The sequence below is a fragment of the Stenotrophomonas sp. NPDC077659 genome (assembly GCF_050268705.1).
In the GTDB taxonomy this organism is placed as follows: Bacteria; Pseudomonadota; Gammaproteobacteria; order Xanthomonadales; family Xanthomonadaceae; genus Stenotrophomonas.
Map to the genome: position 1 here is coordinate 1 of NZ_JBNNHG010000146.1, position 9,494 is coordinate 9,494.

At 64.2% G+C, this 9,494-nt stretch carries 7 protein-coding genes; 1 reads left to right on the plus strand and 6 read right to left on the minus strand.

The features are described from left to right. Positions 1 to 102: 102 nt before the first annotated feature. Positions 103 to 1,200 carry a glycerophosphodiester phosphodiesterase gene (locus ACQKDV_RS16225; protein WP_427785083.1) on the minus strand — a complete coding sequence of 366 codons (1,098 nt, stop codon included), beginning with the start codon at positions 1,198 to 1,200 and terminating at the stop codon, positions 103 to 105. 105 nt (positions 1,201 to 1,305) lie between these two features. Beyond that, positions 1,306 to 2,193, minus strand: a complete 888-nt coding sequence (locus ACQKDV_RS16230; RefSeq protein ID WP_427785084.1) for a BRCT domain-containing protein — start codon at positions 2,191 to 2,193, stop codon at positions 1,306 to 1,308. Positions 2,194 to 2,495: 302 nt separating this feature from the next. Here ACQKDV_RS16230 and ACQKDV_RS16235 point away from each other — a divergent pair, with 302 nt between their 5' ends. Beyond that, the gene (locus ACQKDV_RS16235; RefSeq protein WP_427785086.1) at positions 2,496 to 3,644 is read left to right on the plus strand and encodes a hypothetical protein; all 1,149 of its coding nucleotides are present in this window, start codon (positions 2,496 to 2,498) and stop codon (positions 3,642 to 3,644) included. A 503-nt stretch (positions 3,645 to 4,147) separates the two neighbouring features. Here the strand turns inward: ACQKDV_RS16235 and ACQKDV_RS16240 are convergent. From ACQKDV_RS16240 to yidC, 4 genes are all read right to left on the minus strand, one after another. Continuing rightward, positions 4,148 to 4,477, minus strand: coding sequence for a hypothetical protein (locus tag ACQKDV_RS16240; protein ID WP_427785088.1), 330 nt, complete (start codon positions 4,475 to 4,477; stop codon positions 4,148 to 4,150). Between the two features lie 138 nt (positions 4,478 to 4,615). Further along, positions 4,616 to 5,965, minus strand: coding sequence for a tRNA uridine-5-carboxymethylaminomethyl(34) synthesis GTPase MnmE (mnmE, locus tag ACQKDV_RS16245; RefSeq protein WP_427785090.1), 1,350 nt, complete (start codon positions 5,963 to 5,965; stop codon positions 4,616 to 4,618). A 3-nt stretch (positions 5,966 to 5,968) separates the two neighbouring features. After that, the gene (locus tag ACQKDV_RS16250; RefSeq protein WP_427785091.1) at positions 5,969 to 8,641 is read right to left on the minus strand and encodes a polysaccharide deacetylase family protein; all 2,673 of its coding nucleotides are present in this window, start codon (positions 8,639 to 8,641) and stop codon (positions 5,969 to 5,971) included. Positions 8,642 to 8,807: 166 nt separating this feature from the next. Continuing rightward, positions 8,808 to 9,494 (minus strand): membrane protein insertase YidC (gene yidC / locus ACQKDV_RS16255; RefSeq protein ID WP_427785093.1); only part of this gene is annotated, 687 nt, incomplete at its 5' end.

Below are 9,494 nucleotides of genomic sequence, written 5' to 3' on the forward strand. Positions count from 1 at the left end.
GGGGGTCGATAGCCCAGCCAACTGACAGTGCCGACAGGTTCATGTCACCCTGCGCTGGCCGGCGACCCCGGATGCCGGCCAGCGGCCGGCACTACCGGATTCTCAATTGCCGTCCACCGCCTGCCGCCCCAACGCCGGGTCATCGGTGAAGAACGCATCGATACCGGTGGCCAGATAGGCGCGCATCTCGGCAATCGAGCCTTCCGGGTTGCGCGCGCTGTCGGCGCCCTTGCGCAGGTTGCTGGCCTGGAAGTGGTTTTCCGGGCGGAAGGTGTACGGGATCACCATCAGGCCGGCCGCGTGCGCGTCATGCACCAGCGCCGTCGGTGTGCCCAGCGCGCCGTTGGCGTCCAGCGGGATGATCGAGCGCAGCTCGGGGCCGATGCCATCGGCGTAACTGGCGATGTCCTTCAGCCCGGCCGGGGTCATCATCTGCGCATAGGTGAGCGTGCCACCGGCCTTGGCGATATCGGCCGGACGGGCATCGCCCTTCCACAGCAGCTGCAGCAGGCGGATGTTGCTGCCCCGCCCGATCTTGCCGCGCAGGTAGCGCAGGTTGGCGGTCTCGAACGACTGGATCGTCACCGGAGCGACGGCGGTATAGGCATTGCCGCGCAGGGCGGCCAGCACCTTGTCTTCCATCGGCAGGCCGATGGACTGGAAGTAGGTCGGGTGCTTGATCTCCGGCACCAGCCCGATGCCGCGGTTGGCGCGGCCGGCCTGCTGCATAAGGAATGCCAGGATCTCATCCAGGGTTGCAATGCGGAACTGGCCGTCGAAGGCGGTGCTGCGCAGCTCCGGCAGGCGCTCGCGGGTGTAGAGGGTCTTCAGCTCGGCCAGGGTGAAGTCTTCGGTGAACCAGCCGGTCACGCTTTGGCCGTCGATGACCTTGGTGGTCTTCCGCTTGGCGAATTCCTTGTGCTCGGCCACGTCGGTGGTGCCACCGATCTCGTTCTCGTGGCGGGCCACCATCAACCCATCCTTGGTCATCACCAGGTCCGGCTCGATGTAGTCGGCGCCATCGGCGATGGCCTGGGCGTAGGCCGCCAGGGTGTGCTCCGGCAACAGCGCGCTGGCGCCGCGATGGCCGTAGACCGATGCTTTGGCACCGGTGCTGGTGGTGGTGGGAGATTCAGCACTCATGGCCACCGATGGTGCCACGGCCAGCGACAACAGCAACGCACAACCCCACGACTTCACTGCGACTTCCCCAATCGGTATGTGATGGGGATCAGTATGCGGCGGGAATATTACAGCCGGGGGAACCATGGGGTCGGATCCCGCAGGGGCTCCGACCCTGTTTCCTCAGTCGACCAGAGCGTCGTGGAAGTCACGCTCGTGGATGATCATGATGCGAAGGCCTTCCTTGCGGAGTTCCACTGCGCGTTCCACCTTCCTTCCATAACAGGCATAGCTCCAGCAGGGGTTTCCCTCCGCCCCAATGATCAGGTAGTCCACCTTCTTTGAAGGCGTTGCGTGCACCCTGCCGCCACGCGCTGTCACCAGAGCCTGTATATCAGAGCGCGTTCCGCGGGACGACGCTCCTGTGAAGCAGAACCCTTTCTGCTCGAACTGGATATCCGGCGCCACGGCACACAACCCGACCAGACTACCGGCAACCTGCAGAGGTGGTTGGGTCAAGGTGCGATCGTCAGCAAGCGTGATGAACTCGCTGAAGAACTGTCGCAGAAGATCCTGTTCCTGCGCGTCCACCAGGCCGTCTGCCAGCACCTTGGCCACAAGGTGGCCGATTTCGTCATAGGGCCAGCAGCCCTGCAAGTGAACATGCTCATCCATCCAATCCGATAGGCCGCGCAACTCGCTCTCGGATATGCGGCCGTCCGCAACGATACCGCCCAGTACTGCATGCAGGCGCTGCAGATCAGCCGTGGTTGCATCGACCCGTTCGGTGGAACGCATCCGGTCGATGAGCCATCGCAGGTCTTCGGCCGATTCTTCATCCACGCGGCCTTCGTCCAGCGCTTGGCCAAGCACCGGCATCAGTTCGTTGAAAGGATGCTGTTGGCGCTGGTGCAGGTGGTCCTTTATCCACCCAGCCAGAAAGTGGCGCTCATCGGCATTGATCTCGCCATCAATGGATATTCCTTCAAGGATGCCCGCAAGAGAGTTGAGTGCGCGAGTCAGCTGCGCCGGACCGGTGAAGTGGATGCAGGAAGCATGGTCGGAGTGCATCTGCCGTTCCTTTGCCAGAGTCTGCTGCACGCTAGCGCGCTTGGCGCGAGGACTCAAGACAGAGCGGGCCGGAGGCTGGGACACGGGTACCGTAGCGCGGATGACGTGGTTCAAATCAGCATCTGTATCGTCGTATTCTTGCAGGATCCTCCCTTCCGCAGCAGAAACCGCAATGCGCTCGAGCCGCATCCCCGTTCGCGGGTGGAACAAAGGCACGTGGCGATGCAGGGCGGCTGGCGTGGAGGCTCGTATGGGCTGCGTCCGGTTGCGTTGCCCACCGCACCGAGCAGGACACCCATGCCATGAGTGAGTATCAGTACTATGAGTTCGCGGCCATCGACCGGCCGTTGACCCGGTCAGAAATGGCCGAGCTCCGCGCCATCTCCACCCGCGCTGTCATTTCACCCCACCGATTCACCAATCACTACGAATGGGGCGACCTCAAGGCGGACCCAGCCGACTGGATGCGGGACTATTTCGATGCCTTCGTCTACTCGACCAACTGGGGCAGTTGCCATCTGTCGCTGCGACTGCCAGCAACTGCTTTTCATAAGGCCCAGCTACGTCCGTTCATCACCCGCACCACACTTGCGGTCAAGTCCAGCAATGCACACTGGATCCTGGACTGGACACTGGACGACAGTGAAAACGAAGACCGCTTTGCAGAAGACGACGGCAGCGGCTGGATGCGCCGGCTGATGCCACTGCGTGATGAATTGCTGCGTGGCGATTTGAGACCCCTGTACCTGGGCTGGCTCGCCGCTGGCGCTGCCTTGGATGATGACGCGAAGGAACCAGACGTCCCACCCGGGCTGGCAGCACTGTCGCCTGCACAGCAGGCCTTGGTCGAATTCCTGGAAATCGACCCTGACCTGCTTCAAGCCGCCAGTGCCGGTACCGCTGCATCCATGCCAGGGGGCGATGATGGGGCCAAGCGCATGACTGCATGGCTGGACACCTGGCAGACGCCAGACATGAAGGACGTGCTCACCAAGCTTGCACTGGGGCAGGGCCGGGACGCGGAGCGCCAGGTGACATCCCACTACGCCGCATGGCTGAAAGCCCGGCAACCGGTGGTAGTGGATGTCCCCCGCCGCCGGATGGCGGTGCTGCGCGAGCTGGCCCAATCGGCAGCCGCGGTCCGGCAGGCGCGCGAAGCCAAGGCACAGGCAAGACGGGAGGCCAAGCGTCGCAGCCAACACGACGCCACGCTGCGCCGGTTGATGGCCGCTCCGCACGAATCATGGAAGACCATCGATGCCTTGGCTGCACGCGGCACTGCAACCGGCTACGACCAGGCCATGCGCCTGCTGGTGGAGCTTGCCGAAGCCTATGCACTGGTTTTCAACCGTGAAGCCTTCAACCACGAACTGCAACGATTCCTCGTTCCGCATGCGAAGCGTGGGGCATTGCTGCGCCGCTTGGCCGATGCCGGCCTGTGGTCAGTGTGATTCCTGAGGATGATCAGCCGCAGGGGTAAATGGCCTTTGGGCTTCGTCAGTTGCTGCAGGCATAGAGGTAACTCCGTCCGCAGGTGGCTGCGCCTGATGCCTGCTGATGACTTCAGTCACTGGAATTCCAGCACTCAGCAACGGTTATTCAGATCATCCTTGGCGTCATAGGGATCACTCTGGATGCTGGAATTTCTCTGCAGCAGAATCAGCAATATGACCAATTATTTCCGTAAGATACTGAAATTACTTGATTTTTTTATGATTGTCCAGTGGTAAACCTGATTCAGCTTCTTGGCAGGTGAAGGATCGCCAACGCGTTGTCGACGTGGGTTGCATCGACTCGATGCACTTGATAGCCTATGACCTGACTACGCAGACAGCAGAAAATTTGTCGGCGGAGCTGCGAAGTCCCCACGAGGGACATATGAAGGGAAATTTGTGGCGTATGGGTTGTTCACTTGAGTGTGGAAACCTGCCATTGAGGCCGTCCTTCCTCGTAGTCACTTGAATATGCGGCGCTTCTTGGCCTCGGTAGCGTGATAGCACGTCACCGGGGCCAAGTACCTTCTGGCGCCTTCTGCTCTTATCTCGAGTACCGCCACGCCGTAGTACTTGGTGCTCCCGATCGTGACCTTCTGCTGGGTGTTCAGCATCAGCGACTGCTGGTCGCTTCGCCTTGTTGTGGAACTATCTTCCGTAGGCGGATTCGGAATTACCAGACTCTTGGGGCTGTACGCTTTAGCGACGATCGTTCCGATCTGCTCCGCGTTCAGGCCGTCTTTTTTCGAACGCGCATCGAGGATGTGGCGCACATCTTCCACGCTGAACATAATGCCTGTACCTCGGGCTATTCGTGGCCTGTCTTCACGATCAATCGATTCGGCGTTCAATGAGTTCGCCCAGCCAGTGGCCGATTGTCGAGGTAGCAGCGGCTCACGGTTCTGCGCTGCTACACAGGACGCGTCGCCTCACTTCCCGATGCAGAAGCTGGAAAAGATCCTGCCAAGCAGATCATCGGCACTCATCTGGCCGGTGATCTCGCCCAACGCATCATGGGCAAACCGCAGTTCCTCGGCGGCCAGTTCCAGGTGCTCGTGCGCCAGCTCGCCATCGGCGCGCTGCGCATGGTCCTGCGCGCGCTCGATCGCATCCACATGGCGGGTGCGCGCGGAGAACTCGCCGTCCACCTGCTCCCCTGCCCCGGCACTGGCGATGCTGCTCAGGCGCGCGTGCAGGTCTTCCAGGCCGGCGCCGGTCGCAGCGGAGACGAACACGCGATCCGGGTCGTCCAGCGTCGGCAACGCGTCCAGCAGGTCCGACTTGTTGTGGATGTAGACCTTGTGCGGCACCGCCGCCACGGCCTCGCCCAGCGCGGCTTCACCGGCTGCCGGGTCACGGGCGTCCAGCACGATCAGCGCCAGGTCGGTGCGCTCGATCTCCACGTGGGCGCGGCGCATGCCTTCGCGTTCGATGGCATCGCCGCCATCGCGCAGGCCGGCGGTGTCGACCAGGGTCAGTTCCAGCCCATCCAGGCGGATGGTCTCGCGCAGCGTGTCGCGGGTGGTACCGGCAATGTCGGTGACGATGGCACGCTCACTGCCGGCCAGTGCGTTCAGGAGTGAGCTCTTGCCTGCATTCGGTGGGCCGATCAGCACCGCATGCAGGCCATCGCGCAGGCGACGGCCACGTTCAGCGTCGCGGCGCAGCAGCGCCAGATCACTGCGCGCCTGTTCCAGCCCGCGGCGCACCTGTGCACCACCGAGCGTATCCAGCGGTTCGTCGGCAAAATCGATGGCTGCTTCCACATGGATGCGCAGCAGCACCAGCTGTTCGACCACGGCCTCGATGCGGCGCGAGAACACGCCATCCAGTGAACGACGTGCCGCGCGCGCGGCGCGGTTGTCACCGGCGGCGATCAGATCGGCAATGGCCTCGGCCTGGGCCAGGTCGAGCTTGCCGTTGAGGAAGGCGCGTTCGCTGAACTCACCGGGCCGCGCCTGGCGCGCGCCGAGTGCAATGCAGCACGCGACCAGCTGCTGCAGCAGCACCGGGCTGCCATGGCCCTGCAGTTCCACCACCTCTTCGCCGGTGAAGCTGTTCGGTGCCGGGAACCACAGCACGATGCCATCGTCGATCACTTCACCGTCGGCATCGCGCAGGCGTGCGTAGTGCGCGTGGCGCGGGCGCAGGGTGGGCGCGCCCAGCGCGTTGGCAATGGCCGCAGCACGCGGGCCGGACAGGCGCAGCAGGCCAACACCGCCCGCGCCGGGCGCACTGGCTATGGCCACGATGGTGTCGGTGCGGGTCACATCGTTCATGGCTCAGAGCTTCTCCAGCTGCGCACGCGCCTGTGCGGCGCCGCTGCCCTGCGGCTGCAGGGCGAGGTAGGTGGTGTAGGCCTGCTTCGCCTTGGCCCTGTCGCCGGCGTTGAAGTAGGCATCGCCCAGGTTGAGGTGGGCCACCGCACGCGAGGGGTCGATCTTCAGGGTGTTTTCCAGCCAGCGCGCGGCTTCGGCGTAGCGCTGCTGGCGGTAGTAGACGAAGCCGAGGTTGTTGGCCGCCTGGGCGAAGTCCGGGCGCAGCTTCAGTGCCTCGGTGAACTGGGCTACCGCTTCGTCGTACTGCTTTTCGCGGTACAGCTGCAGGCCACGGTCGTTGGCCTGCTGCGCGCGCTGGCGGTCCGAGGCCGGGCCGGCAGTGGGCACCACCAGCTTGGCCTTGCCACCCTGCAGGTCGGCCACGGTCACCGGCACCTGCGCGCCCTTGGCATCCTGCGCGGCGTCGACCTTGTTGTTCAGTGCGATGGCATCCGGGGTCAGCTGGCGCGTATCGGCGTTGAGGTATTCCTGGCTGTCCGGCACCTGGAACACGAACTCGCCGCCCTGCGAACCGGGCAGGCTGCCGAAGGCCGGCGTCTGCTGCGACACGGCCGACACCGCTGGCGCCACGTAGGCGGCCAGCTCGGTACCGGTGATCAGGCCGTCGCCATTGAGATCGCCCTTGCCGGCCAACGCCTGCAGCAGCACCCAGGTGAACACCGAGTGGCCGTTCGGGCCGGCATCGGCCACCTGCTGGTCCGCGCCGCCGGCGGTCAGCATCTGCCGCGCGCTGCGGCGTGCGTTCTCGCGCAGGAACGACGATGACGACGGGCCACCACGGGTCAGGCCCAGGCCGCTGTAGCAGGCATCCATCACGAACATCACATGCTTGGCCTGCATGCTCTCGGCGATGTTCTGGATGTCGGTCATCGCGATGGCGTCGGTGGCGAATTCCTTCGGGTCCGAATCCACCGGAATGATGTAGCCGAGGTCGCGTCCGGAGGCGAGCTGGCGGGTGGCACCATGGCCGGCGAAGAACACGAACACGCGGTCGTTCTTTCCGGTGCGGTCATCGGCCAGGCGGTCGTGGAAGGCGGCCAGGATGTTGTTGCGGGTGGCCTGCTCGTTCTTCAGCACGATCACCTGCGACGACGGGAAACCGAACTGCCCGGTCAGGGTGTCGGCCACCGCCTGCGCATCATGGCTGGCGTATTCCAGCTTTGGCCACTTGGCGTAGTTGTCGATGCCGACCACGATCGCCCACGACTTCTCGTAGCCGGTGGTGACGGTGGCATCGCTGCTGGCGCCCTTGCGTGCACGGGCGACGGTGAACTCGCGGCCATTCCAGCCAGCGAACTGGTAACCGTCGGCGATCAGCCGGTCGAGGATCTGCGGCAGCGCCTTCACCGCGCGGTCGTGGATGTCATGGAACAGGATGATACCGCGCTGTTCCTTGTTCACCTGGCCGAGCACGCGCTGCTCGATCGATTCCGGCACCGGATCGGCCCAGTCCATCGAATCGATGTTCCACATGATCGACTTCAGGCCGGCTTCGTTGAGCAGCTGCAGGCCTTCAGCGTTGCGTGCGCCATAGGGGAAGCGGAACAGCGGCGCACGCTTGCTGTCGACATCCTTCAGCAGGGTGTCGGTGTCCAGCACCTGCTGGCGCAGCGCCTCACCGGTGGTGCGCGACAGCTGCGCATGGGTCAGGCTGTGGTTGCCCACCGCGTAGCCCTCTTCCATCAGGTTGCGGCTGATCTTGGCCATCGGGCCCAGGCTGACCTTGCCGTCGGCCTCGACCTTGCCCAGGTTGCGGCCCACTTCGAAGAACACGCCCGGAACGTCGTAACGCTTGAGGATGGCCACCACTTCATCGGTATAGGCCTTGTGCGGGCCGTCGTCGAAGGTCAGCACCACGGTCTTGGGCGGCAGGTCACGGCCGAAGATCTCGCGGTCGCTGTCCTTCATCGACATCGGGTACGGCTCGATCACCCCGTAGTCGCGCAGGATCGCCTCGCGGCTGTAGTGCTTGTGCAGGTGGGCGATGTAGTCCTCCCACTTCTCGCGCTTCAGATCGATGGCGCGGGTGCGCTCGAAGCGGCTGAAGATGCGGGTCAGTTCCTGGTTGTAGTTGCGCTCGATCTCATCCAGCGCATCCAGGTCTTCGCCGATGCGCTGATGCAGCTTCACCGCTGGCAGCGAGGAATCAGCACCCACGCGTTCGTGCAGATCACGCAGCACTTCGCGGAAGGCCAGGCGATCGGCGTCGAACAGTTCCGGGGCCGATTCGATGTAGTCCAGCACCGTACCCAGCGTGGCGAAGCGTTGCGGGCTGCCACCGCGCAGCAGGCTGTCGAACTGCGCGGCGATGGCGGTGCGCTGTTCCAGGCCATCGTGGAACAGCTGCTGGCCGATGCGGGTGGACGTGCCACGGTCGGCCGCGCTCTGCTGCTCTTCATCGGCCAGCAGCACGATGATGCGGCGGTAGCCATCGAGCTGCTTCTGCAGTGCGGCCAGCAATGGCGCGGCGGCAGGGTCGGCGGCGGCGGCAACCTGGGCGCTGGACCGGGTGACGGCGGCGGCAGGCGCCTTGCCCTCCTTGTCGCCACAGCCGGCAACGGCCAGGGTCAACAGCAGCGAGGGCAGGAACAGGCGGAACGACGGCGCACGCGGCATGGCGGACTCGATGGATGGGGACACGGTGTGCGGGCGATTCTAACCCCGCACGCGAAAAGCCCGCCTTGCGGCGGGCTTCTCACGTCAGTCAGGCCAGTAGAGTCGACCGTTGGTCGACTGGCGTCAGGGCAGTCGACCAACGGTCGACTCTACCCGCACGTCGGGGTTATTTCTTCTTGACCGGGGCCGGTGCGGTGGTGGCCGGCAGCGGTTCACCGCCGTGGCGCTTGGTCATCCACCACTGCTGCAGCAGGCCCAGGCCGCCGTTGACCACCCAGTACAGGACCAGGCCGGACGGCATGAAGGCCATCATGACGCCGAACACCAGCGGCATGAACTGCATCATCTTCTGCTGCATCGGGTCCATGCCCGGTGCCGGGGTCAGCTTCTGCGTGGCCCACATCACCGCCATGTTGATGATCGGCAGGATGAAGTACGGGTCGCGCGCGGTCAGATCCTGGATCCAGCCCAGCCACGGCGCCTGGCGCAGTTCGACCGACTCGACCAGCACCCAGTACAAGGCGAAGAAGATCGGCATCTGGATGAGGATCGGCAGGCAGCCGCCCATCGGATTGATCTTTTCCTTCTTGTACAGCTCCATCATCGCGGTCTGGAACTTCTGGCGGTCATCGCCATAGCGTTCCTTCAGCTGCGCGATGCGCGGCTGGAAGCGGCGCATCTTGGCACCGCTCTTGTACTGCACCGCCGACAGCGGGTAGAGCACCAGCTTCAGCAGCACCACCAGGCCGACGATCGCCCAGCCCCAGTTGCCCACCAGCTTGTGCACCTGGTTCAGTACCCAGAACAGGCCCTGGCCGATCACCGCCATCATCGAGAAGCGGCTGTAGTCGAC

Excerpts from the sequence above, each read along its gene's own strand:
- ACQKDV_RS16230 (WP_427785084.1), bottom strand. The coding sequence starts at position 2,193 with ATGCACTCCGACCATGCTTCCTGCATCCACTTCACCGGTCCGGCGCAG.
- mnmE (WP_427785090.1), bottom strand. The coding sequence starts at position 5,965 with ATGAACGATGTGACCCGCACCGACACCATCGTGGCCATAGCCAGTGCG.
- ACQKDV_RS16240 (WP_427785088.1), bottom strand. The coding sequence starts at position 4,477 with ATGTTCAGCGTGGAAGATGTGCGCCACATCCTCGATGCGCGTTCGAAA.
- ACQKDV_RS16235 (WP_427785086.1), top strand. The coding sequence starts at position 2,496 with ATGAGTGAGTATCAGTACTATGAGTTCGCGGCCATCGACCGGCCGTTG.
- ACQKDV_RS16250 (WP_427785091.1), bottom strand. The coding sequence starts at position 8,641 with ATGCCGCGTGCGCCGTCGTTCCGCCTGTTCCTGCCCTCGCTGCTGTTG.